Genomic DNA, 22,203 nt, shown 5'->3' with positions numbered 1-22,203 from the left:
ACAGAAAGTCTCTTCTGGTGAGGAGGTCGACGTGGCGCACTACCGGCAGGTGGGGGAGATTCCGCCGAAGCGGCACACGCAGTTCCGCCGGCCCGACGGCCGGCTGTACTCCGAGGAGCTGATGGGGGAGGAGGGCTTCTCCGCCGACAGCTCGCTGCTCTACCACCGCGGCGTCCCGTCGTCGCTGGTCGACGCCCGCCCGTGGGAGCTGCCCGACCAGACGACGACGCCCAACAGCCCGCTGGTGCCCCGGCACCTGAGGCTGCACGACCTCTTCTCGGGCGAGGAGCACAAGGCCGTCGACGCGGTGACCGGCCGACGGCTGGTGCTCGGCAACGCCGACGTCCGGCTCTCCTACGCCGTCAGTAGCCTGCCCAGCCCGCTCTACCGGAACGCAGTCGGCGACGAGTGCGTCTTCGTCGAGCGGGGGACGGCGACGGTCGAGACGGTGTTCGGGGCGCTGGACGTCGGCCCCGGCGACTACGTCGTCCTCCCGCGGGCGACGACGCACCGCTGGCTGCCGACCGGGGACGAGCCGCTGCGCACCTACGCCATCGAGGCCAGCGGCCACATCGCCCCGCCGAAGCGCTACCTGTCCCGGTACGGCCAGTTCCTCGAGCACGCGCCCTACTGCGAGCGGGACCTGCGGGCGCCGGCCGAGCCGCTGCTGGCCGAGGGCGCGGACGTCGAGGTCTACGTCAAGCACCGCGGCGACGGGCCGGGCGGGCTTGCCGGCACCGTGCACGTGACGCCCGAGCACCCGTTCGACGTCGTCGGCTGGGACGGCTGCCTCTACCCGTACGTGTTCAACGTGAGCGAATTCGAGCCGATCACCGGGCGGGTGCACCAGCCCCCGCCGGTGCACCAGGTGTTCGAGGGGCCGAACTTCGTCGTCTGCAACTTCGTGCCGCGGAAGGTCGACTACCACCCGCTGGCCGTGCCGGTGCCCTACTACCACTCCAACGTCGACTCCGACGAGATCATGTTCTACGTCGACGGCGACTACGAGGCGCGCAAGGGCTCGGGCATCGGCAAGGGCTCGATCACCGTGCACCCCGGCGGCCACTCGCACGGCCCGCAGCCGGCCGCGGTCGAGGCGTCCCTGGGTGCGGAGCGGTTCGACGAGCTCGCCGTCATGGTCGACACCTTCCGGCCGCTCCAGCTCGGCGAGGGCGGCCGGGCCGTGGACGACGGCCGGTACGCCTGGTCCTGGTCGGGCCGCGGGCCCTCGTGACCTGGGTCGACCTCCCGGAGGGCACCGGGTTCGGGATCGGCAACCTGCCGCTCGGGGTGTTCCTCGGCGGCGGGCGGCCGGGGTTCCGGCACGGCGTGCGCGTCGGAGATCTCGTCCTCGACCTGTTCGGGGTGACCGGGCTGCCGGTGCACCGGACCGGGACGCTCGACCCGTTCCTCGCCGCCGGCCCGGGGGCCTGGCGGGACCTGCGCGAGCAGGTGACCGAGTGGCTCACCGACGAGCGCCACCGCGCCCGCGTCGAACCGCACCTGCTGCCGATCGACGCCGTCCGCCTGTTCCGCCCGATCGGGGTGGCGAACTTCGTCGACTTCTACAGCTCGCGGGCGCACGCCGAGAACGTCGGCCGGCTGTTCCGGCCGGGCGCCGACCCGCTGCCGCCGAACTGGCTGCACCTGCCCATCGGCTACCACGGGCGGGCCGGCACGGTGCAGGTCTCCGGGACGCCGGTGATCCGGCCCTGCGGCCAGCTCGGCCCGCCCACCGACGGACCGCCGCCGTTCGGGCCCACGCGCCGGCTCGACCTCGAGGCCGAGGTCGGCTTCGTGGTCGGCGCGCCGAGCGAGCCGGGGAGCCGGGTGCCGGTCGAGGCGTTCGCGGAGCACGTGGTCGGGGTCTGCCTGGTGAACGACTGGTCGGCCCGCGACGTCCAGGCGTGGGAGTACCAGCCGCTGGGCCCGTTCCTCGGCAAGTCGTTCGCGACGTCGATGTCGCCGTGGATCGTCCCGCTGGCGGCCCTGGAGGCGGCCCGCGTGCCGCCGCCGGTGCGCGAGACCGCGCTGCTGCCCTACCTGCGCGACGAAGCCGCGCCCTGGGGCCTGGACGTCGAGCTCGATGTGCGGATCAACGGGGAGGTGGTCAGCCGGCCACCGTTCCGGGACATGTACTGGACGCCGGCCCAGCAGCTGGCCCACCTGACGGTGAACGGCGCTTCGCTGCTCCCCGGTGAGCTGTTCGCGTCGGGCACGGTCAGCGGGTCCGTGCCCGGCCAGGAGGGGTCGCTGCTGGAGCTGACGGCGAACGGCACCCGGCCGCTGACCCTCGCCGACGGGTCCACCCGGACGTTCCTCGAGGACGGGGACACCGTCCGGATCACCGCGAGCGCCCCCGGACCGGCCGGCACGCGGATCGGCCTCGGCGAGGTGACCGGGCAGGTGCTGCCGGCGCGCTGATCAGCCGACGACGACGTTCCAGGGCCGGATCGTCCAGCCGGTGACCAGCCCCTGCACGACGTAGGGGTCGCGGGCGACGAACTCCTCGATGACCTCCCGCGGCGCCGTCCACACCAGCAGCGCGCGGTCGTAGGGGTCGGGCAGCGCCCCGGCGAGCAGCAGCTCGCCGCGCTGGTGGGCCTCCCGCGCGAGGGCGAGGTGCTCCTCGCGCAGCGCCGCCCGGCGCTCCAGGTAGTCGTCGGCCAGCGCGTACTCGAGCACCAGGTGCATGCCGTCCACTGTCACACGACGGGGGTCCCGGTACGGCCCTCGGCGCCCGGAGGTGGCACGGTCCAGGGCATGGAGCGGCTGCTGGTGGTGGTGAACCGGTCGGCGGGGACCACGGACGACGACGCGGTGGGGACCGCGCTCGCCGTCCTGCGCGCGGGAGCGGACGTCACCGTCGCCGCCACCGCGGGCGCCGACGAGCTGGTCGACGTCGTGGGGGCCCGCGACGGGCGGCGGGTCGTGGTCGTGGGCGGCGACGGGTCGCTGCACGCCGTCGTCCGCGCGCTGGACCGTGCCGGGGGGCTCGACCCCTCCGAGGCCGTCGGGCTCGTCCCGCGCGGTACCGGCAACGACCTCGCCCGGACCCTCGGTCTGCCGACCGACCCCGCGGAGGCCGCGGCCGTGGTGCTGAGCGGCAGCGCGCGCCCGCTGGACCTGGTGCGCGACGACACCGGCGGGCTGGTGGTCAACGCCGTGCACGTGGGCGTGGGCGCGGAGGCCGGTGCCGAGGCGGTCCGGTTCAAGGAGCGGCTCGGCACGGCCGCCTTCCCCCTGGGTGCGGCGATCGCGGGCGTGACCAGCAGTGGCTGGCCGCTGCGGGTGGAGGTCGACGGGCGGGTCGCCGCGCACGACGGCTGGGCGGCCGACGGGCGCACCGACGTCCTGATGGCCGCCGTCTGCACGGGTCGGACGATCGGCGGCGGGACGCCGCTGGCGCCGGAGGCCGCACCCGACGACGGGCTGGCGGAGGTCGTCGTCTGCACGGCCACCGGCCCGGTCGCCCGCGCCGCCTTCGCCACCGCACTCCTGGCGGGCCGGCACGCCGAGCGCGACGACGTCCTCGTGACCCGGGGCCGGGAGGTGCGCTTCACCGGCCCGCCGGTCGCGCTCAACGCCGACGGCGAGCTGGAGCAGGAGGTGTCGTCGCGGACGTGGACCGTGCAGCACCACGCCTGGTCGGTCGTCGTCCCCGGCGGGTGAGGCCCACCCTCAGGTCGGCGGGCCGACCCGCTCGCGCAGCACGTGGCCCAGCAGCAGGGAGCCCAGCCCGGCGACGACGACGGCCAGCAGGGCGACCCGCAGGCTGAAGGCGTCGGCCAGGAGCCCGATGAGCGGCGGCGAGAGCAGGAACCCGATCCGCAGCAGCCAGTTGACCACCGCCAGCCCGGTGCCCCGGCGCAGGCCCGGCAGCTCGTCGGCGGCGTGGTAGACCGCCGGGATGAGGGTGGCCACGCCGAGCCCGGCGAGGGCGAAGCCGACCAGCGTGGTCACGACCGAGGGGATGGCCAGCGCCAGGCCCATCCCGCCCGCGATGACCGCCCCGCCCACCTGGGCGACCCGCCGCTGGCCGAACCTGTCGACGACCCGGTCGCCGGTCAGCCGGCCGACGGTCATCGCGCCCTGCAGCGCGACGAACCCGAGCCCTGCCAGCGCGGCACCGGCGGCCAGCTCGGTGCGCAGGTACAGCGCGGCCCAGGAGGCGCCGGCGTCCTCCACGACGGCGCCGCAGACACCGAGCACCCCCAGCGCCGTCATCGCCAGGACGGCGGTCCGCAGCCCGGCCCGGGCGGCGGAGCCCGTGGGCCGCTCGGGCTCGGGCTCGCGGTCGGCGTCGTCGTCCCCGGGCAGCATCAGCCGGTAGGCGACCGCGGCGACGACGCCGAAGAGCACGGTGGAGAACCCGAGGTGCACCTCCAGCGGCACCGCCAGGCCGGCCGCCGCCGAGCCGAGCAGGCCGCCGCAGACCGCGCCGATGCTCCAGAAGGCGTGGAAGCCGTTGAGGATCGACCGCCGGTAGAGCCGCTGGACCCGCAGCCCGTGCGCGTTCTGGGCGACGTCGATGACGGCGTCCAGCGCCCCGGCGATCAGCAGGGCGCCGGCGAGCGCCGGCCAGTTGGGGGCGACCGCGATGCCGAACAGGACGACGCCCAGCAGCACGAGGCCCCACGTCGCCACGCGCGCCGAGGTGAACCGGCGGATCAGGGCCGCCGAGGAGAGGGCGGCGAGCAGCGCGCCCAGCGGCATGGCCGCCAGCGCCGTCCCGAGCGAGGCGTTGCTCAGCCCGAGGTCGGCCTTGATCTCCGGCAGCCGGGGGACGACGTTGGCGTAGAAGACGGCGTTGAGGAAGAAGCACGCCGCGACGGCCACCCGGGCCCGGCGCAGCTCGCGGGTCGGCGCGAGCACCTGGTCCGTGGTCACCGGGCGAACCGCGCGAGGGCGTGCCGGATCTGCCCGGCGTCCATCGGGTCGGTCGACAGCGCGCTGTGCAGCACGAGCCCCTCCACGAACGCGTCGAGCTCCCGCGCGGTCACCGGGTCGAAGTGCCGCTCGAGGCTGCGCCGGCTGCGCCCCATCCAGTCCTGGGTGACCGCCCGCAGCGCCGGGTTCCGCGCGGCGGCCACGTAGAGCTCGACCATGAGGACCAGGTCGCGCGCCGAGTCCAGCAGGTCGCCGGTGAGGTGCTCCACCAGGTAGTCGAGGACGGCGCCGCAGTCCTCCGCCGCGCGCATCCGCTCGTCGAACCGCGGGGCGACCGTGTCGACGTGCGCGGTGAAGGCGGCGGTGAGCAGCTCGTCCAGGGACGCGAAGTGGTAGGTGATCGAGCCGAGGGGCACGTCGGCCGCCCGGGCGATCGCCCGGTGGGTGGCGCCGGTGACACCCTGCTCGGCGACGACGTCCAGCGTCGCGGCCACGATGCGGTTCCGGCGGTCCGGGTCGTACCGCCGCGCCCGGCGGGCCGGTGCCTCGGCCACCGTCACGCCTCGCCGTCCAGCGTCTTCACCACGCGGGCGGGGTTGCCGACGGCGACGACGCCCGCGGGCAGGTCGCGGGTGACCACGGCACCCGCGCCGACGACGGTGTCCGCGCCGATGGTGACGCCGGGCAGCACGATGACGCCGCCGCCGAGCCAGACGTTGTCGCCGATGACGATGGGTGCGGCGGCCTCCCACTTCTGCCGCCGCGGCTCCGGCGCGAGCGGGTGCGTCGGCGTCAGCAGCTGCACGTTGGGGCCGATCTGGACGTCGTCCCCGATGGTGATCGCGGCGACGTCGAGGGCGACCAGCCCGAAGTTGGCGAAGCAGCGGGCGCCGATGCTGATGTGGGAGCCGTAGTCGACGGAGAAGGGCGGCCGGATCTCGGTGCCCTCGCCGACGGCGCCGAGGAGCTGCTCCAGGAGCTGCCGCCGCAGCGGGCCCTGGCGGACCGTGGTCGCGTTGTAGGCGGCCACCAGGTCGAGCGCCGCCGCGCCCCGCTCGGCGAGCTCCGGGTCGTCGGCGAGGTAGAGGTCACCGGCGAGCATCCGCTCGCGCATGCTCCGGCAGTCGTCCACGGCGCGACCGTACAGCACGATAGGAACACGCGTACGCATCGGCGTCCGGCAGGATCCCGGGCATGCCGCGTCTGCTCGTCGTGCACCACACGCCCTCGCCCAACCTGCAGGCGGTCCTGGAGGCGGTGCGCGAGGGCGCGGCCATGGTCGAGGAGGTCGAGCTGGTCGTCCGGCCGGCGCTGTCCGCCGGTGCCGCCGACCTGCTCGAGGCCGACGGCGTGCTGCTCGGGACGCCGGCCAACATCGGCTACATGTCGGGTGCGCTCAAGCACTTCTTCGACTCCGTCTACTACCCGTGCCTCGACGCGACCGTCGGCCTGCCCTACGGCGTCTACGTCCACGGCGGCGACGACACGGCCGGGGCGCTCACCGCGATCCAGCGGATCACCGGCGCGCTCCGCTGGAAGCAGGTCGCCGCGCCGCTCAGCCTCACCGGTCCGCCGTCGCCCGCCGACCTGGACGCGGTCCGCGAGCTGGCGGCCACGGTGGCGGTCGGCCTCTAGCTCACCAGGCGGTGGTCGCCTGGAGCACCGCCTCGGTGAGGGCGCGGGTGCGCAGCTCCGTGACCTGCTGGTACTCGGGGTCGGCGACCATGCGGCTGAACGCGTCGCGGGAGGGATAGCGCACGAGCAGGACGGCGTCCCACGCCTGCCCGTCCTCGGCGACCAGCGCGGTCGACCCCTCGCCCGCGTACAGCACCTCGCCGCCGTAGCGGGGCAGGAAGGTGCTGCTCAGCGCCTCGGCGTACCGGGCGTACAGCTCCCGGCCACCTTCCGCGTACCGGAGCAGGTTGAGCATCACCACCGGACCGCCAGGGTCCTCCTGCAGGTAGCGCTTGAGGTCGGCACCGCGGAGATCGACAGCCATGCCGGGAAGCTATCGGGCCGGCCGCTCGCGTGTGGCGCGGCCCGGCAGCGGCTATGGGGAGCGGATCCTCGACGGAAGGACGACCGTGGCCGAGAGCAGTCGTGCTCGCGCCCTGCTGCCCGCGGCCGGTCGGGGGGCGCTGGCCGGCCTCGCCGGTGTCGCCGCGATGACGGCGGTGGAGAAGGTCGAGCAGGCGGTGACGCACCGCCCGGACTCGTACGTCCCCGCGCGCACGCTGCTGACGCTGCTCGGTCGCCACCCCGGGGACGCCGACCGGCCCGTGGTGTGGAACCACGCGATGCACTGGGGCACCGGCGCGGTCCTGGGCGCCCTCCGCGGCGTCTGGGCGGCCGTCGGGCTCCGCGGGCCGCAGGCCCACCTCGCGCACACCGTCGTCCGCCTGGCCACCGACCAGACGCTGGAGAACGCGACCGGCGCCGGGGCGCCACCCTGCACCTGGCCCCGGCAGGAGCGCGTCGTCGACGGCCTCGAGAAGGCGGTCTACTCGCTGGTGACCGGCCTGGTCGCGGAGCGGGTCGTCGCGCCCCGGCTCGAGTCCCGGCGCGGGACGACGAGCCACTGAGCGCGCGGGGCGACGTGGTGGGCAGCGCACTGGCCGGGCGGGTGCGGCACGCGCTGCGGGGTCTGGTGCGGCCGCCGGAGCTGAACACCGACGAGTCGCGCTCGGCGTCCCGGCTGGAGCTGTTCTTCGACCTCGCCTTCGTGCTGGTCGTCGCCGAGCTGGCCATCGCACTGCGCGAGGACGTCACCGTGCACGGCGAGCTGCTGTTCGCGGGCCTGTTCACCCTCGTCTGGTGGTCCTGGGTCAGCTCGACCCTGTACGCCAACCGCTTCGACCACGACGACGTCGTCTACCGGCTGCTCAAGCTGCTCAGCATGGCCGCCGTCATCGGGCTGGCGGCGTCGGCCACCGAGGCGACCGGCGAGCTGTTCGCCGTCTTCGTCGGCTGCCAGATCCTCCTGCGGATGTCGCTCCTCCTGCAGTACCGGAGGGCCTACCGGCACATCGAGCACGCCCGCCCCATCGCCCGGCTCTACCTGCTCGGCACCGGGATCGGCGCGGCGCTGTGGGCCACCTCGCTGTTCGTGCCACGGCCGGTCGGGTTCGGGCTGTGGGCCACCGCGGTCGCCGTCGAGGCGCTGGTCCCGCTGGTCGCCACCCGGCACTCGGCCGACGTCCCGCTGCACGTGGAGCACCTGCCGGAGCGGTTCGCCCTCTTCGTGATCCTCGTCCTCGGGGAGTCCGTCGCCGGGGTCGCGCACGGTCTGCACGACGCGAAGTGGACCCCCTCGGCCATCCCGGTCGCCCTGCTGTCGTTCGTGCTGGCGGCCGCGCTCTGGTGGAGCTACTTCGATTTCGCCGGCGCCCGGGCGAAGCGGCTGCTCGACGAGGTCGGCGGGGAGCGCAGCGACCGGAGGCACGACGTCTACGTCTTCGGGCAGCTGCCGCTCACCCTCGCGCTGGCCACGGTGGGCGCGGGCATCGAGCTCGCCGTCGTGCAGAGCGGTCAGGGTGAGGTCCCCGTGGGGACCCGCCTCCTGCTCGCCGGAGGGGTGGCCGTCTACCTGATGTCGATGGCGCTGACCGACGGCGGGATGTCGCGCGCCGCCCGCCGGGGCTGGTGGTGGCCGCTGGCCGCCGCGGTGCTCGCCGCCCTGGACGCGGTCCTGGAGCTGCCGGCGGTCGTGGTGGTGGGCGCCCTCGCGGCGTTGCTCGTCGCCGTCCTCGTCGTCGGGTCGGCGGAGCGGTCCACCGGCCGGCTGGACGTCTCGCCGGTCTGAGCCCGTTATCCGGTTGACCGGGTCGGGAACCTGGACGGGTGCGCCTGACCTTCACCCGGATGGCCGACCGCCGGCCCGTCGAGACGCACGTCGAACGGGACGACGGCGTGGTCTTCGCCATGCGCGGCGCGGGCGGCGGTGCCGACCTGCCGCACGACCTGGTGCACGCGCTCGTCGAGACGGAGCTCGGGATCACCGACGGGATCTGGGGCTGCGTCGCCGACGGCGTGGTGTGGAACAGCATGCGCCACGTGTCCGGCCGTCAGCCGCCGCACGCGGCGGTTCGATCCGCCCGCCTGAAGAAGGAGCGCGCGGCCGCCATCCAGCGGGCAGAGGGCGTGGCCGACCTCGTCTCGCGCCTCGCCCGCGGTGCCGAGGTGCTCCCGGGCGAGACGGCGTCGTCCGGCTTCCCCGTGGCCCGGCTGGAGGCGGCGGCCGTGGCGCTGCGCGGCGCGGGGGTCCGGTGGTCGCAGCTGCGACCGGGGGCCACGGAGACGCTGGTCTGGGCCGGGAGCCGGCGCCGCCGGTGATCCTCACCTCGTCGTCCCGCCTCTGACCTGCCCGGACCGGATCCCCGTGGCACCCTCGATCCGTGACACGGGTGGGGCTGGTGCTCGGCGGCGGCGGAGTGGTGGGGCAGGCCTACCACTCGGGCGTCCTGGCGGTCCTGCAGAACGACTTCGGCTTCGACGCCCGCACCGCCGACGTCGTCGTCGGGACCTCGGCCGGCTCGATCACCGGCACGCTGCTGCGGATGGGCGTCTCGGCGGAGGACCTGGCCGCCTGGACGGTGAAGGCGCCGCTCTCCGGGGACGACGACGTCCTGCAGCAGATGGCGGAGGCCGCGCTGCCCGAGCTGGCGCCGCTCCGGCCGCTGGACCTGGTGCGCCGCCCCATGCGGCTGCCGGGCCGGCACATGGTCGCCCGGGCGCTGAGCCGGCCGCTCCAGTTCCGCCCCATGGCCGCCGGCCTGTCCCTGCTCGCCCCCGGGCGGCACGACATCCTCGAGCAGCTGTCCGCCCTGCGGGAGCTCGAGCGCCCGGAGTGGCTTGAGCCCGATCTGTGGATCTGCGCGGTGCGCCGGCGGGACGGACGACGGGTCGTGTTCGGCCGTCCCGGGTCGCCCCCGGCGCCGATCCACCTCGCGATCGGGGCGTCCTGCGCGGTGCCCGGCTACTTCGCGCCGGTGCAGATCGGCCGGCACAGCTACCTCGACGGCGGCGTCCACTCGCCGACCAACGCCGCGATCCTGCGCGGGCAAGGCCTCGACGTCGTCATCGTCGTCGCGCCCATGAGCGGGCCCGCGGGCTGGCGGCCCGGCGTCTTCCGGTCCGTCCGCCGGTACTCCGACCGGCTGCTGCGGCAGGAGGTGCGGGCGCTCGAGGCGGAGGGGATCAGGACGGTCGTCTTCACCCCCGGCTGGGGCGAGCAGCAGGTGATGGGCACCGACATGATGTCGCGCGAGCGGCTGGACGAGGTCATCCAGCAGTCGTTCCTCACCGCCGGCGCGTACGCCGGCACCTCCGAGGTCGCCTCGCTGCTCCGGTCGATCGCGGGTGGCGGCGCCTGACGGTCAGCCGTTGAGCTCGAGGACCTGCATCGTGTCGGTGCGGACCTGCTCCAGCAGCGCGGGCTCCTCCGACAGCCGGTGGCCGTAGGAGGGGATGGCCTCCTGCAGCGCCGGGCGCCAGGCGGCGATCCGGTCGGGGAAGCAGCGCTCGAGCAGGGTGAGCATCGCCGACACGGCGGTGGAGGCGCCGGGCGAGGCGCCGAGCAGACCCGCGATCGAGCCCTCGCCGCCGACGACGAGTTCGGTGCCGAACTGCAGGACACCGCGGCCGGTGGCCGGGTCGCGCTTGATGACCTGCACGCGCTGACCGGCGGTGATCATGTCCCAGTCGGCCTGCTCGGCGAGGGGCACGAACTCGGTCAGCGTCTCGTGCCGCGCGGAGCGCGACTTGAGCAGCTCGGTGATCAGGTACTTGGTGAGCCCCAGCTCGGTGCGGGCGACGCCGAGCATCGAGCCCAGGTTGTTCGGCTTGACGCTCAGGGGCAGGTCGAACATCGAGCCGGCCTTGAGGAACTTGGGCGAGAAGCCGGCGTAGGGGCCGAAGAGCAGCGAGTGGTCGCCGTCGATCAGGCGCAGGTCGAGGTGCGGCACCGACATCGGCGGCGCGCCGACGGCGGCCTGGCCGTACACCTTCGCCTGGTGGGTGCCCACCAGCTCGGGGGACGTGGTCCGGAGGAACATGCCGCTGACCGGGAAGCCGCCGAAGCCACGGATCTCCGGGATGCCGGCCTTCTGCAGCAGCGGCAGCGCCCCACCGCCGGCGCCGACGAAGACGAACCGCGTGCGCAGCGTGCGGCGCTCGCCGGTCCGGGTGTCCTCGACGGTGACCTTCCAGCGCCCGTCGGACTCGCGGTCGAGGTCACGGACGCGCTGGTTGGTGTGCACCATGACGCCGCGGCTGTCGGCGTCGTCGAGCAGGAGGCGGGTGAGCGCGCCGAAGTTCACGTCGGTGCCGGCCACCGACCGGGTGGCGGCGACGACCTGCGACGGGTCGCGGCCGGCCATCATCAGCGGGATCCAGCGGGCGAGCTCGGCGGGGTCCTCGGTGTACTCGAGACCCCGGAAGAGCGGCTGCGCCGCCAGCGCCTCGTGCCGCGCGCGCATGTAGCGGCGGCCGGCCTCGCCGGTGACGAAGCTCAGGTGCGGGACGGGGGTGATGAACTCCTTGGGGGAGCCGGTCATCCCGCCGCGCACCAGGTGCGACCAGAACTGGCGCGAGACCTGGAACTGCTCGTTGATCGTGACGGCCTTGGACGGGTCGACGCGACCGTCGGGGCCGGCCGGCGTGTAGTTCAGCTCGCAGAGCGCGGAGTGCCCGGTGCCGGCGTTGTTCCACGGGCCGGAGCTCTCACCGGCGACCTCGTCCGCGGACTCGAAGACGGTGACGCTCCACTGCGGGGCGACGACGTTGATCAGCGCGGCCAGCGTGGCGCTCATGATGCCGCCGCCGACCAGCACGACGTCGGGGTTCGCGCTGTCGGGTACGCCGGCTGCTACGCCGCTCTCGGAAGTCACGTCTGCCTCTCCGGCCGTCCAAGGGAAGGTGCGCCGCAGCGCCGTCCTCCTGATCGTCGGCCGAAACGGTCTGCTACATGCAGTCCGGAAGGTGTGAGGAATCTCCGGCCCGTGAGCTTCGCCATACTTCCGGCGCCGATCCGGCCGATATGCGCGGGGTCGGGCGCCCCGACGGCGGTGTTCCCTTCGCCACGCCCACCCCCACCGGGGGACCCGGGACGGCGGCCTCAGCCGAGGGAGACGCCGTCCAGGTAACGCCACCGGCCGTCCTCGCGGGCGAACCGGCTGTTCTCGTGCTGGGCTCCCGCGCGGCCGTCGACGCGGTGGTGCGCCCGGAACTCCACGGTGCCCTCGGCGGCCAGGAGCGATCCGCCCGTGGTGGCCAGGACCTCCAGGCCGGTCCAGCGCACGGCCGGGTCGAGGTCGAGCGAGCCGGGACGGGTGGTGGAGTGCCACGTCTCGAGCAGGTAGGCGGCGTCGCCGACGGCGAAGGCGCTGTAGCGCGACCGCATGAGCTGCTCGGCCGTGGCCGCCGGGCGCACGCCGTCGTGGAGCGGACCGCAGCACTCCGCGTAGGGGAGGCCGGAGCCGCAGGGGCAGGGTCGTGAGCGCACCCGCCCAGTGTCCCCGCACCCCGTGCGGCAGCATCCGTGGTGTGACCACGGAGCCGGGCTGGGTGCAGGACGCGATCTGGTGGCACGTCTACCCGCTGGGCTTCGTCGGCGCCGAGCGCGCCTCAGCGCCCGACCAGCCCGTTGTCCACCGGCTCTGCCACCTCGCGGCCTGGCTGGACCACGCCGTCGAGCTGGGTGCCTCCGGGTTGGCGCTCGGGCCGGTGTTCGCGTCGGAGACGCACGGCTACGACACCACCGACCACCTGCGCGTCGACCCGCGGCTGGGGGACGACGCCGACCTGGACGCGCTGATCGCCGCCTGCCGTGAGCGCGGGCTGCGGGTGCTGCTGGACGGGGTGTTCAACCACGTCGGGCGGGGTCACCCCGCGTTCCGGGCCGTGCTGGAGCAGGGGCCGTCCGCGCCGACCGCCGCGTGGTTCCGCCTGCGCTGGCCCGAGGCCGGCGGCCCGCCGGAGTACGACGACTTCGAGGGGCACTCGGCGCTCGTCGCGCTGAACCACGACGAGCCGGCGGTCGCCGACCACGTCGTCGAGGTGATGTGCCACTGGCTCGACCGCGGCGTCGACGGCTGGCGGCTGGACGCGGCCTACGCCGTCCCGGCGCGGTTCTGGGCGGGCGTCGCCGACCGGGTGCGCGAGCGGCACCCCGACGCCTACCTGATGGGCGAGGTCATCCACGGCGACTATCCCCGGTTCGTCGCGGCGGCCCACCTCGACGCCGTCACCCAGTACGAGCTGTGGAAGGCGGTCTGGAGCTCGCTCAACGACGCCAACTTCTTCGAGCTGGACGCCGCACTCTCCCGCCACGGCGGGTTCCTCGACTCGTTCGTGCCGTTCACGTTCCTGGGCAACCACGACGTCACCCGCATCGCCAGCCGGCTCACCGACGAGCGGCACCTCGCCCACGCGCTGGTCGTCCTGCTCACCACCGGCGGCACGCCGGCGGTCTACGCCGGTGACGAGCACGCCTTCCGCGGGGTCAAGGAGGACCGGGCCGGAGGGGACGACGCCGTCCGGCCGCCGTTCCCGGCCACGCCGGGGGAGCTGTCGCCGCTGGGCCTGCCGACCTACGCCCTGCACCAGGAGCTCATCGGCCTGCGCCGCCGGCACCGGTGGCTGCACGCGGCCCGGACCCGGACGCTGCACCTGGCCAACGAGCAGCTGGTCTACGAGGCGGTCGGGGACGGCGGCCGTCTCGTGGTCGCGCTCTCGGTGGGGGAGCGGCCGGTCGAGGTTCCGGCGAAGGGGGCCGGTGCCGTGCTGGCCGGGGCGGCGGAGGTCGTCGGTGGCCGGGTGCGACTGGCGCCGCACGGCTGGGCCGTCCTGGACGGGTGACCGTGCCCGGCAAGCCGCTGCCCGACGTCATCGCGCCGGACCTCGACGTGCTGTTCTGCGGGATCAACCCGTCGCTGATGTCGGCCGAGCGCGGGCACCACTTCGCGCGGCCGGGGAACCGGTTCTGGCCGGCGATCCACCTGGCCGGATTCACGCCGCGGTTGTTCAGCCCGGACGAGGACCGGCTGCTGCCCGGGTACGGCCTCGGCATCACCAACGTCGTGGCGCGGCCGACGCGCACCGCCGCCGAGCTCAGCCGGGAAGAGCTGCGAGAGGGCGCCCTGCAGCTGGCCGCGCTGGTGGAGGAGTACCGGCCCCGCGTGCTGGCGGTCCTCGGGATCACCGCCTGGCGCACCGGCTTCGACCGGCCCAAGGCGGTCGCCGGCAGGCAGCCCGAGCGGATCGGGGGCGCGGCGACCTGGGTGGTGCCGAACCCGAGCGGCCTGAACGCGCACGTCCAGGTGCCGGACCTGGCCCGCATCTACCGTCAGCTTCGCCCGTGACGACGCAGGTCCGGGACCGCGACGGCCGACACCGCGGGATCTGTCCCCTCCGGGTGGTGTCGTCGGGACGCCGGACCACGTACCTTAAGTGCAACCGGAACGTTACTGAGCCGCTTCGCCGTCCTCGGAGGTCGCCATGAGCAGCACGACGCCCTCGCCGCAGGAGGCGTTCGTCCACGGCCAGCTGATCAACCTGGTGCGCACGGGCCGGGCGGTGACCCGCCCGGGCCTGGAGCAGGAGACCGGGATCGGGCGCAAGGTCGTGACCCAGCGCGTCCAGCAGGCCATCGACGTCGGCCTGCTCGAGGACGGGGACCTGGCGCCGTCGGCCGGCGGCCGGCCCTCCCGTCTTCTGCGCTTCCGCTCGGAGGCCGGGCACGTCTTCGCCGGGATGATCGGCGCGACGGAGATGACGGCGGCGGTCGCGACGCTGGACGGCACCCTGGTCGCCTCGCTGCACGAGGACTGGAACGCCGCGGAGCGCCCCGAGGAGACCCTCGAGCTCCTGGACAGCCTCTTCGTCCGGCTGGCGCGGAAGACGCGCACCGAGCCGTGGGCCTTCGGCATCGGCGTGGCCGGCCCGGTCGACTTCGCCACCGGCCGCCTCGTCGACCCGCCGATCATGCCCGGGTGGGACGGCTGGAGCGTCCGCGCCTGGCTCCGCGACCGGTACGACGCGCCGGTCTGGGTCGACAACGACGTGAACCTCATGGCGCTGGGGGAGTGGCACAAGGGCACCCCCCGGGACGGGCGTGACCTGCTGTACGTGTTCGTCGACGAGGGGGTCGGGGCCGGCCTGGTGTCGAAGGGCACCGTCTTCCGCGGCGACACGGGCGCGGCGGGGGACATCGGCCACATCCAGGTCACCGACGACCCCTCCGTCGTCTGCCGGTGCGGGCAGATCGGCTGCCTCGAGGCCGTGACCGGTGGGTGGGGCCTGGTCCAGCGGCTGACCTCGCGCGCCGCCGAGAGCCCTGTCCTCTCCGCCCGCCTGGCCCAGCGCGGCCACCTGACCTCGCAGGACGTGGGCCTGGCGGCTCGCGACGGCGACCGGCTCGCCTCCGAGGAGACGCTCCGCGGCACCCGGCTCATCGGCACGACCGTGGCGGGGGTCGTCAACTTCCTCAACCCCGGGACGGTCGTCCTGGGTGGCGGCGCCCTGCGGATCGGGGACTCGGTCGTGCAGGTCTTCGAGGAGACCGTGCGCGGGCGGGCGACCAAGCTGGCCCAGCAGCGGCTCACCGTGCGGCCGGCGTCGCTGGAGTTCCACGAGGGCGTGACCGGTGCCGCCATCCTGGCGATCGAGCAGCTGTTCGCGCCGGAATCCGTGGGTCTCTGGATCGAGAACGGGTCGCCTATCGGGCACGCCGCGCCTCTTCAGCGCACCGCCGCCGTGTGAGGGTTGACATATGTGCCAACGGCACTAAAGTCATCCCCACGGCGTGACCCGCCCCACAAGCTCGATCTCCGCTCCTGACCCGGAGCGCCTGCTCTTCTCCTCCGCCACTGCGGCCGACGGCCGCCCGGGACCACAGCCGGTCCCGACGTCTCTGGAGTTCACATGCGAAGGTCCCTCGTCGCGGCCACGGTCGCGTCCGCCCTGCTCCTCACCGCCGCCTGCGGCGGGTCGTCCGAGCGTGGCTCCGGCTCCTCGGGCAGCACCGACAGCCTGACCCTGGCCGCGATCACGCCGCCCTCCTCGTTCGCCATCGGCGAGATGGCCAGCAGCGGCCCGGAGGACCACTACTACCAGGCGGTCTACGACAAGCTGCTGAACCTCGACGCCGACGGCCAGCCCATCCCCAACCTCGTCACCGAGTGGAGCTACGACGAGACGGGGACCCGGCTGAGCCTCACGCTCCGGGACGACGTCACCTTCACCGACGGCGCGGCCTTCGACGCCGAGGCGGTCAAGGCGAACCTCGAGCTGGCCAAGACGAAGACCGGTGAGGCGGGGTCCGCCCTCCGCGCCGTCGAGAGCGTCGAGGTCGTCGACGCCACCCACGCCGACATCGTGCTCAGCCGGCCCGACCCCTCGCTCCCGCAGGCGCTGGCGCGCAGCTCCGGCTACATGGCCAGCCCCGACGCCCTGGGCAACGACGACCTGGCGACCGCCCCCGTCGGCTCGGGCCCGTACGTCCTCGACCAGGACGCGTCGACGCCGGGCAGCACCTACGCCTACACGCGCAACGCGGACTACTGGAACGCCGAGGAGTTCCCCTACGAGTCCCTCGAGATCCGGTTCCTCGACGACACCACGGCCATCCTCAACGGACTGCGTTCCGGCGAGCTCGACGGCATCGGGATGTCGACGAGCGACGGGGTGTCCGGCGCCGAGCAGGCGGGCCTGAACGTCACCACCTACACCAGCGGCGGGATCGAGGGCCTCTACCTCTGGGACCGGGCCGGCGCCCTGGTGCCGGCGCTCGGCGACGTCCGCGTGCGCCAGGCCATCAACTACGCCATGGACCGCGAGACCATCGTCGACGTCGTCAAGGGCGGGCTCGGCCAGCCCACCGTGCAGATGTTCGGCCCGAGCTCGCCCGCCTACGACGAGTCGCTCGAGGGCACCTACGACTACGACGTCGAGAAGGCGGAGGAACTCATGGCGGAGGCCGGGTACGCCGACGGCTTCACCATGAGCATGCCGGACGCCTCCCCGGTGGCCCCCGACGAGCAGGCCGCGCTCACGGAGGCGCTCGCGGCGATCGACATCACGGTCACCTTCGAGCCGATCACCGGCGACCAGTACGTCGGCAGCATCATCGGCGGGCAGTGGCCGGTCAACTGGTTCAACCTGACGGCCGGTTCGCCCTTCGAGATGATCGGGCTGGCGCTCACGCCGCAGTCGCCGTTCAACCCGTTCAAGACGTCCGACCCGAAGGTGGACGAGCTCATCGGCCGCGCGGGCAGCTCGACCGGTGACGAGCAGGCGGCGGCGCTGCAGGAGCTCAACGCCTACCTCGTGGAGCAGGCGTGGTTCGCCCCGTGGGTCGCCGGGGAGATCGCCTACGTCACGGGCGAGGGCTTCGACGTCCAGCCGGTGCAGGGCGTCAGCGTGCCCCCGCTGGCCAACATCGATCCGTCGGGCAGCTGATCCCCGGTCCGTGGCCGCGGAGCCCGTTCCGCGGCCACGGACCTCCCGGTACCGATCCCGCTCAACCGGAGGCCGACCGTGCTCCTCTTCCTGCTCCGCCGCATCGGTGTCGGTATCGCACTGATCTGGGCGGCCGCGACGCTGGTCTTCTTCCTGACCACGCTGACCGGCTCGGACCCGGCCCGGCGCATCCTCGGCCCCCAGGCAGGCCCCGCCGAGATCGCGGCCAAGAGCCAGGAGCTCGGGTTGGACCGCCCGGTCCTCGAGCGCTACTGGGACTGGCTGACCAGCGCGCTGCAGGGTGACCTCGGCAGCTCCTGGTTCACCAACCAGCCCGTGAGCCGGCTCGTCGCCGACGCGCTGCCGGTGTCGCTCTCCCTGGTCTTCGCCGCCATCGTGCTGACCGCGCTCGTGAGCATCGTCCTCGGCGTCGTCGCCGCGGTGCGCGGCGGCTGGCTGGACGGCCTCCTGCAGGGCATCTCCACCGTCGCCTTCGCCGTCCCGAACTTCCTCATCGGAATGCTGCTCGCCCTGGTCTTCGCCGTCGAGCTCGGCATCTTCCCGGCCCTGGGCTACACGCCCCTCGGCGAGGATCCCGGGCGGTGGCTGGCGTCGATCACCCTGCCGGCCGTCGCCCTGGCCATCGGCGCGATCGCGACCGTCGCCACCCAGACCCGCGGCTCGATGATCGACGTCCTCCAGCAGGACTACGTGCGGACCCTCCGCAGCCGCGGCCTCCCGACGCGGAGCGTGCTGCTCAAGCACGCCCTGCGCAACGCCGCCCCGGCGTCGCTCACCGTGCTGTCCCTGCAGTTCATCGCGCTGATCAGCGGCGCCGTCGTCATCGAGAAGGTGTTCGGCCTCAACGGCCTCGGCGAGCGCGCCACGGCCGCGGCCGGTCAGGGCGACGTCCCGCTCGTCCTCGGCATCGTCGTCCTCGCGGTCGTGGTCGTGGTGGTGGTCAACCTCCTGCTCGACCTCGCGTTGGGCTGGCTCAACCCGAAGGTGCGTCTCGCATGAGCATCCTGTCCGACGGCGGTCCCGCCGGTCCCGCGCCGGTCGACGCCACTGCCGCGCCGCCCCGCCGGGGCGCCTTCCGCCGGCTCCTGCGCAACCCCGTCGCGGTCGTCGCCCTCGCCTGGGTGCTCCTGGTCGGGCTGCTCGCCGTCCTCGCACCCCTGCTCACCTCGGCCAGCCCCACGGCTTCGCAGATCACCAACGCCCTGGCCCCGATGGGCGGGGCGAACCCGCTCGGCACCGACGGGGTGGGCCGGGACGTGCTCGCGCAGCTCCTGTACGGGGCGCGCACCAGCATCGTCGGCGGGGTCATCGTCGTCGTCGTGTCCCTCGTCCTGGGACTGCCGGCGGGCATCGTCGCCGGCTACTACCGGGGCCGGTTCGACGCGGTGGCCAGCTGGGTGGCGAACCTGCTGATGGCGCTGCCGGCGATCATCGTCCTGCTCGTCGTCCTCGCTCAGTTCGGCCGGAGCACGGAACTCGGCATGGCGGTGTTCGGCGTGATCATCGCGCCGGGTGTGTTCCGCCTGGTGCGCGCGTCGGTGCTGTCGGTCCGCGAGGAGCTCTTCATCGACGCGGCACGGGTCTCCGGTCTCGGGGACGGCCGGATCATGCGCCGGCACGTGCTCCCGGTGGTCATCGCGCCGACGGTCATCCAGGCGTCGCAGCTGCTGGGCATCGCGATCGTCATCCAGGCCGGTCTGGAGTTCCTCGGGCTCGGCTCGCCGAACCAGGCGAGCTGGGGCGGCATGCTCAGCGACGCCTTCCAGAACATCTACGCCGAGCCGGTGCTCCTCCTCTGGCCGGGTCTGGCGATCGTCCTGACGGTCACCGCCTTCAGCCTCCTCGGGAACGCGCTGCGCGACGCCCTCGGTGTGGGGAGCCGCGTGCCCCGCGTGCGACGCCGCCGCGGCATCGAGCCCCCGGCCCCCGTCGAGACCGGCGCGGCGGCCGCCCCGCCGCCGGTGGACGCGCTGCTGGCGGTGCAGGACCTGCGCGTCCAGTACCCCCAGGCCGACGGCACCGCGAAGGAGGTCGTGCGCGGGGTGTCGCTCGCCGTGCGCCGCGGCGAGGTGCTCGGCCTGGTCGGTGAGTCCGGGTCGGGCAAGTCCCAGACCGCCTTCGCAGTCCTCGGCCTGCTGCCCCCGAGCGCCCGCACCTCGGCCGCGCGGCTGGTCTTCGACGGCGCCGACCTGCCGAAGCTGTCCGGGACCCAGCGCAACCAGCTGCGGGGCAGGCGCATCGGCTACATCCCGCAGGAGCCGATGTCGAACCTCGACCCGTCGTTCCGCATCGGCAGCCAGCTGACCGAGCCCATGCGCCACCACCTGGGGATCTCGAAGGCCGAGGCGCGGGGCCGCGCCCTCGACCTCCTCGCCCGGGTGGGCATCAAGGACCCGCTGCGGGTCTTCGACTCCTACCCGCACGAGATCTCCGGCGGCATGGCGCAGCGCGTCCTCATCGCCGGCGCGGTGTCCTGCGACCCGGACCTGCTCATCGCCGACGAACCGACGACGGCGCTCGACGTCACCGTGCAGGCCGAGGTGCTCGACCTGCTGCGCGGCCTGGTCGCGGAGCGGGACCTCGGTGTGCTGCTCGTGACCCACGACTTCGGGGTGGTGGCCGACCTCTGCGACACCGTCGCGGTGATGCAGGCCGGGCGCATCGTCGAGGAGGCGCCGGTGGACCGGCTCTTCGCCGCCCCCGAGCACGACTACACCCGCATGCTCCTCGGCTCCACCCTCGAGGACACCCCGCCCCGTCAGGCGCTTCCCCCGGCCGCACCGCAGGCCGGCGAGCCGGAGCCCCTGCCCTCGTCCGGAGGCATCCGATGACCGCCGTCCAGGAGCCGCTGCTCGTCGCCGACCGGGTGGTCGTCGACTACCCCGTGAAGGGCTGGCGGCAGGCCCCGATCCGCGTGCTCCGCGGGGTGTCGCTCGACATCCGCCCGGGGGAGACCGTCGGTCTGGTCGGCGAGTCGGGCTCGGGCAAGACGACGCTCGGCCGGGCGATCCTGGGGCTGGCCCCGGTCACCGGCGGGGTGATCCGCTTCGCGGGCCGGGAGATCTCCGGGCTGGGCAAGCGCGAGCGCCGGGCGCTCAGCGAGGACATCCAGGTGGTCTTCCAGGACCCGTACTCCTCGCTGAACCCGTCGAAGACCGTCGAGGACATCCTCACCGAGCCGCTGCTGGTCACCGGTACCGCCCGGGCGGAGGCCGGCCGGCGGGTGCGGGCGCTGTTGGACTCGGTCCACCTGCCGGCCGACGCCGGCCAGCGGCTGCCGCGCGAGTTCTCCGGCGGGCAGCGGCAGCGCATCGCCATCGCCCGGGCGCTGACCCGCGACCCGAAGCTCATCGTCTGCGACGAGCCGGTGAGCGCGCTGGACCTGTCGACCCAGGCGCGCGTGCTGGACCTCTTCATCGAGATCCAGGAGCGGACCGGCGTCGCCTACCTCTTCATCACCCACGACCTGTCCGTGGTGCGGCACGTGAGCCACCGGGTCGCCGTGATGTACCGCGGCGAGCTGGTCGAGACGGGCGACGCGGCACGGGTGACGACGACGCCGGACCACGCCTACACGCAGCGGCTGCTGCTCGCCGCACCCGTGCCCGATCCCCGCCGCCAGGCCGAACGCCGCGCCGAGCGCCACCGCTTCCTCGCCGCGCAGGCGCCCGCCGCCTCCTGATCCACCGGGTCGCCCGCCTGCGGCCCTCCGCTCACGAACGTCCACCACGAGAGGGGGACGCATGTCCGACCGCGTCCGTGCCGGCATCGTCGGCACCGGTTTCATGGGCACCGTCCACGCGCGCGCCGTCCGGCGCGCCGGGGGAGTGGTCGCCCGCGTCGTCGGGTCCTCCCCGGAGTCGTCGCGCGCCGGGGCGGAGCAGCTGGGCGCCGAGGGCGCCGCGACCTCGGTCGAGGAGCTGCTCGCCGCCGACGACGTCGACGTCGTCCACGTCTGCACGCCCAACGCCACGCACGCCCCGCTGGTCCGGCAGGTCATCGCGGCGGGCAAGCACGTCGTCTGCGAGAAGCCGCTGGCGGTCGACGCCGACGAGGCCCGCGAGCTGGTCGCCCTCGCGGCGGACGCCGGCGTCGTCGCGACGGTCCCGTTCGTCTACCGCTTCTACCCGATGGTCCGCGAGGCGCGGGCACGGGTCGCCGACGGGACGGCGGGTCCGGTGCGCCTGCTGCACGGCTCCTACCTGCAGGACTGGCTGGCCGAGGACACCGACGACAACTGGCGCGTCGACGCCGCGGCGGGTGGTTCCTCCCGGGCGTTCGCCGACATCGGCGTGCACTGGTGCGACCTGGTCGAGTTCGTGTCCGGGCACCGGATCACCCGCGTCGCCGCACGCACCGTCGTCGCGGTGCCCGAGCGCGGCGGCCGGCGCGTCACCACGGAGGACGCCGCCGTCGTCCTGTTCGAGACCGACGGCGGGGCCACCGGCAACCTGACGATCAGCCAGGTGAGCCCGGGCCGGAAGAACCGGCTCTGGTTCTCGGTCGACGGCGGCAGCGAGTCGCTGTGCTTCGACCAGGAGAACCCGGACTCGCTGTGGATCGGCGGGCGCGAGGTCAACCAGCAGCTGATGCGGGGCACCACCGAGCGCCCCGGCGCCGCCCGCTACACCGTCGTCCCCGCGGGGCACCCGCAGGGCTACCAGGACTGCTTCGACGCCTTCGTCGCCGACACCTACGCCGCCGTCGCGGGCGACGGCCCCGACGGGCTGCCCACGTTCCGCGACGGGCTGCGTGCCGCCCGCATCACCGAGGCGGTCCTCGCCTCCTCCCGTTCCAGCGCCTGGGTCGACGTCGCCCCGTGAACGCTGTGCCGCT

23 protein-coding genes are annotated in these 22,203 nt (G+C 74.2%); 16 read left to right on the top strand and 7 right to left on the bottom strand.

Annotated features, from left to right (window positions below; genetic code table 11):
• Positions 1 to 31: 31 nt before the first annotated feature.
• Both ACI78T_RS04305 and fahA read left to right on the top strand, forming a co-directional pair.
• Positions 32 to 1,234, top strand: coding sequence for a homogentisate 1,2-dioxygenase (locus ACI78T_RS04305; protein WP_456556837.1), 1,203 nt, complete (start codon positions 32 to 34; stop codon positions 1,232 to 1,234).
• Positions 1,231 to 2,424 (top strand): fumarylacetoacetase, encoded by a 1,194-nt coding sequence (gene fahA, locus ACI78T_RS04300; protein WP_456556836.1) that lies wholly within the window; start codon positions 1,231 to 1,233, stop codon positions 2,422 to 2,424. The genes ACI78T_RS04305 and fahA overlap by 4 nt, the downstream gene beginning before the upstream one ends.
• Here fahA and ACI78T_RS04295 read toward each other — a convergent pair whose 3' ends face one another.
• Positions 2,425 to 2,694 carry a YciI-like protein gene (locus tag ACI78T_RS04295; RefSeq protein ID WP_456556835.1) on the bottom strand — a complete coding sequence of 90 codons (270 nt, stop codon included), beginning with the start codon at positions 2,692 to 2,694 and terminating at the stop codon, positions 2,425 to 2,427. It abuts the gene before it with no gap.
• 69 nt (positions 2,695 to 2,763) lie between these two features.
• Here ACI78T_RS04295 and ACI78T_RS04290 point away from each other — a divergent pair, with 69 nt between their 5' ends.
• The gene (locus ACI78T_RS04290) at positions 2,764 to 3,672 is read left to right on the top strand and encodes a diacylglycerol/lipid kinase family protein (RefSeq protein WP_456556834.1); all 909 of its coding nucleotides are present in this window, start codon (positions 2,764 to 2,766) and stop codon (positions 3,670 to 3,672) included.
• Positions 3,673 to 3,681: 9 nt separating this feature from the next.
• Here the strand turns inward: ACI78T_RS04290 and ACI78T_RS04285 are convergent, their stop codons facing one another.
• The 3 genes from ACI78T_RS04285 to ACI78T_RS04275 are packed head-to-tail and all read right to left on the bottom strand — an operon-like array spanning position 3,682 to position 6,022.
• The gene (locus tag ACI78T_RS04285) at positions 3,682 to 4,890 is read right to left on the bottom strand and encodes an MFS transporter (protein ID WP_456556833.1); all 1,209 of its coding nucleotides are present in this window, start codon (positions 4,888 to 4,890) and stop codon (positions 3,682 to 3,684) included.
• Positions 4,887 to 5,444: a TetR/AcrR family transcriptional regulator gene (locus tag ACI78T_RS04280; RefSeq protein WP_456556832.1), complete on the bottom strand. Its 558-nt coding sequence runs from the start codon at positions 5,442 to 5,444 to the stop codon at positions 4,887 to 4,889. Before ACI78T_RS04280 ends, ACI78T_RS04285 begins: the two co-directional genes overlap by 4 nt.
• Before the next feature lie 2 nt (positions 5,445 to 5,446).
• On the bottom strand, positions 5,447 to 6,022 hold the full coding sequence (locus ACI78T_RS04275; protein WP_456556831.1) for a sugar O-acetyltransferase: 576 nt from the start codon (positions 6,020 to 6,022) through the stop codon (positions 5,447 to 5,449).
• 62 nt (positions 6,023 to 6,084) lie between these two features.
• Between ACI78T_RS04275 and ACI78T_RS04270 the strand changes: the two genes are divergently transcribed.
• Positions 6,085 to 6,525: a flavodoxin family protein gene (locus ACI78T_RS04270; RefSeq protein ID WP_456556830.1), complete on the top strand. Its 441-nt coding sequence runs from the start codon at positions 6,085 to 6,087 to the stop codon at positions 6,523 to 6,525.
• A gap of 1 nt (position 6,526) precedes the next feature.
• On the opposite strand, the gene ACI78T_RS04265 is transcribed toward ACI78T_RS04270, so the two are convergent.
• Positions 6,527 to 6,889, bottom strand: coding sequence for a DUF1330 domain-containing protein (locus ACI78T_RS04265; protein WP_456556829.1), 363 nt, complete (start codon positions 6,887 to 6,889; stop codon positions 6,527 to 6,529).
• Positions 6,890 to 6,974: 85 nt separating this feature from the next.
• Between ACI78T_RS04265 and ACI78T_RS04260 the strand changes: the two genes are divergently transcribed.
• The 4 genes from ACI78T_RS04260 to ACI78T_RS04245 all read left to right on the top strand — a co-directional run bounded on the left by ACI78T_RS04260 (position 6,975) and on the right by ACI78T_RS04245 (position 10,262).
• Positions 6,975 to 7,472: a hypothetical protein gene (locus tag ACI78T_RS04260; RefSeq protein WP_456556828.1), complete on the top strand. Its 498-nt coding sequence runs from the start codon at positions 6,975 to 6,977 to the stop codon at positions 7,470 to 7,472.
• A 17-nt stretch (positions 7,473 to 7,489) separates the two neighbouring features.
• Positions 7,490 to 8,692 (top strand): low temperature requirement protein A, encoded by a 1,203-nt coding sequence (locus ACI78T_RS04255; RefSeq protein WP_456556827.1) that lies wholly within the window; start codon positions 7,490 to 7,492, stop codon positions 8,690 to 8,692.
• Between the two features lie 38 nt (positions 8,693 to 8,730).
• Positions 8,731 to 9,222, top strand: a complete 492-nt coding sequence (locus ACI78T_RS04250; protein WP_456556826.1) for a hypothetical protein — start codon at positions 8,731 to 8,733, stop codon at positions 9,220 to 9,222.
• 62 nt (positions 9,223 to 9,284) lie between these two features.
• Positions 9,285 to 10,262, top strand: a complete 978-nt coding sequence (locus ACI78T_RS04245) for a patatin-like phospholipase family protein (RefSeq protein WP_456556825.1) — start codon at positions 9,285 to 9,287, stop codon at positions 10,260 to 10,262.
• A gap of 3 nt (positions 10,263 to 10,265) precedes the next feature.
• Here the strand turns inward: ACI78T_RS04245 and ACI78T_RS04240 are convergent, their stop codons facing one another.
• Together ACI78T_RS04240 and ACI78T_RS04235 are read right to left on the bottom strand one after the other, a co-directional pair.
• On the bottom strand, positions 10,266 to 11,777 hold the full coding sequence (locus ACI78T_RS04240; protein WP_456556824.1) for a malate:quinone oxidoreductase: 1,512 nt from the start codon (positions 11,775 to 11,777) through the stop codon (positions 10,266 to 10,268).
• 227 nt (positions 11,778 to 12,004) lie between these two features.
• Positions 12,005 to 12,391, bottom strand: coding sequence for a YchJ family protein (locus tag ACI78T_RS04235; RefSeq protein WP_456556823.1), 387 nt, complete (start codon positions 12,389 to 12,391; stop codon positions 12,005 to 12,007).
• Between the two features lie 41 nt (positions 12,392 to 12,432).
• Here ACI78T_RS04235 and ACI78T_RS04230 point away from each other — a divergent pair, with 41 nt between their 5' ends.
• The 8 genes from ACI78T_RS04230 (at position 12,433) to ACI78T_RS04195 (ending at position 22,190) form a co-directional block, all read left to right on the top strand.
• The gene (locus tag ACI78T_RS04230; protein WP_456556822.1) at positions 12,433 to 13,746 is read left to right on the top strand and encodes an alpha-amylase family protein; all 1,314 of its coding nucleotides are present in this window, start codon (positions 12,433 to 12,435) and stop codon (positions 13,744 to 13,746) included.
• Positions 13,743 to 14,249: a G/U mismatch-specific DNA glycosylase gene (gene mug, locus ACI78T_RS04225; RefSeq protein WP_456556821.1), complete on the top strand. Its 507-nt coding sequence runs from the start codon at positions 13,743 to 13,745 to the stop codon at positions 14,247 to 14,249. Before ACI78T_RS04230 ends, mug begins: the two co-directional genes overlap by 4 nt.
• Positions 14,250 to 14,385: 136 nt before the next feature.
• Positions 14,386 to 15,648, top strand: a complete 1,263-nt coding sequence (locus tag ACI78T_RS04220; RefSeq protein WP_456556820.1) for an ROK family protein — start codon at positions 14,386 to 14,388, stop codon at positions 15,646 to 15,648.
• Between the two features lie 162 nt (positions 15,649 to 15,810).
• On the top strand, positions 15,811 to 17,346 hold the full coding sequence (locus ACI78T_RS04215) for an ABC transporter substrate-binding protein (protein ID WP_456556819.1): 1,536 nt from the start codon (positions 15,811 to 15,813) through the stop codon (positions 17,344 to 17,346).
• Positions 17,347 to 17,424: 78 nt separating this feature from the next.
• Complete coding sequence (locus ACI78T_RS04210) at positions 17,425 to 18,366, top strand: ABC transporter permease (protein WP_456556818.1); 942 nt, start codon at positions 17,425 to 17,427, stop codon at positions 18,364 to 18,366.
• Positions 18,363 to 20,198 (top strand): dipeptide/oligopeptide/nickel ABC transporter permease/ATP-binding protein, encoded by a 1,836-nt coding sequence (locus ACI78T_RS04205; protein WP_456556817.1) that lies wholly within the window; start codon positions 18,363 to 18,365, stop codon positions 20,196 to 20,198. The genes ACI78T_RS04210 and ACI78T_RS04205 overlap by 4 nt, the downstream gene beginning before the upstream one ends.
• On the top strand, positions 20,195 to 21,049 hold the full coding sequence (locus tag ACI78T_RS04200; RefSeq protein WP_456556816.1) for an ATP-binding cassette domain-containing protein: 855 nt from the start codon (positions 20,195 to 20,197) through the stop codon (positions 21,047 to 21,049). The genes ACI78T_RS04205 and ACI78T_RS04200 overlap by 4 nt, the downstream gene beginning before the upstream one ends.
• 61 nt (positions 21,050 to 21,110) lie before the next feature.
• Positions 21,111 to 22,190, top strand: coding sequence for a Gfo/Idh/MocA family protein (locus tag ACI78T_RS04195; RefSeq protein ID WP_456556815.1), 1,080 nt, complete (start codon positions 21,111 to 21,113; stop codon positions 22,188 to 22,190).
• Positions 22,191 to 22,203: the final 13 nt, after the last annotated feature.

The sequence above is a fragment of the Blastococcus sp. SYSU D00922 genome, assembly GCF_054050495.1.
The sequence above is the reverse complement of the archived record's forward strand: the minus strand, read 5'-3'. Positions and strand labels throughout refer to the sequence as shown.